The 1,076-nt window shown below is 70.1% G+C and carries 1 protein-coding gene; it reads right to left on the bottom strand.

The window, feature by feature from the left end:
- A partial coding sequence (locus AB1A62_RS22165; protein WP_366663616.1) for a Na/Pi symporter occupies positions 1–1,076 on the bottom strand: 1,076 nt, incomplete at both ends.

Raw genomic sequence — 1,076 nt, 5'->3', positions numbered from 1 at the left:
GCCACATAGCGGCGGATGCCGGAGAGGCAGGCGTTGACCTCCCCGTCCATCATCTGCACCGCCTTGATCTGCTCCTTGCTGCCGCCCCGGTACAGCTCCAGCACCGGCCGGAACATGGCGCCGACCTGGTCGGCCATCCGCAAGAGCTCGCGCTTGAGGTTGGCCACCGCCTGGGCCGGCGGGCCGTAGCTGCCCGGCTCCAGCGCGCTGACGGGACGGCCCGGCTGCGCCGCCGCCACCGGCCCGGGCTCCGGGAAGGCGCGGGCAAAGACGCCGCCCAGCGGGGTGCAGGCGGGCAGCGCCAGCAGCAAGAGCGACGCGTTGAACGCCAGATGCGCGGTGACCAGCATCTGGCCGCCCTGCGGATCGCCGAGCCAGCCCTGGCGCAGCGCCAGATTGGCGCCGAACAGGCAGAGCACCGCCCAACTGCCGCGCAGGGCGAGGTTGGCATAGGGAATGCGCCGCGCCTGCAGCGCCATGCCGCGGCTGAGCCAGACCGGGATGAAGGCGGAGCCGAAATTCGCCCCTAGGACCAGCGACAGGCCGGCGGCAAAGGGGATGGCGCCGATCTGCACCAGGGTGACGCACATCAGGATCGCCGCCACGCTGGAATGCATCACAAAGGCCAGCGCGCCGCCGACCAGGAAAGCGGTGATGTAGTCGCGCGCCAGGTAGCCTGCGACGGCGGGCAGAAAGGCGCTGTCGCGGATCGGGTCCATCGCCTCGCGCAGGAAACGCAGCGAAATCAGGATGAAGGCAATGCCCATCAGGATCCGCCCCAGCTGGCGCGCCTTCTTGGCCTCGGTCTTGACGAACAGGTAGCCGCCGGCGGCCAGCAGCACCGGCACCAGCCAGTCGAGCTTGAACGACAGGATCTGGATGATCAGCGCCGAGCCGAGATCGCCGCCCAGCACGATCGCCAGCCCGGCCGGAAAGGCGAGATAGCCGCTGGCGGCAAAGCCGGAGGTCAAGAGCGCCACCGCCGCCGAGCTTTGCAGCACGATGGCCAGGATCAGCCCCATCAGGCCGGCCTGCAGATGGCTCTGCCTGCCGGTCAGCAGCCGCTGGAACGAGGC

Origin of the sequence: Leisingera sp. JC11, assembly GCF_040704725.1 — a bacterium.
Taxonomy (GTDB): domain Bacteria; phylum Pseudomonadota; class Alphaproteobacteria; order Rhodobacterales; family Rhodobacteraceae; genus Leisingera.
Note: the sequence above shows the minus strand (reverse complement) of the source record. Positions and strands in the feature narration are given on the sequence as shown.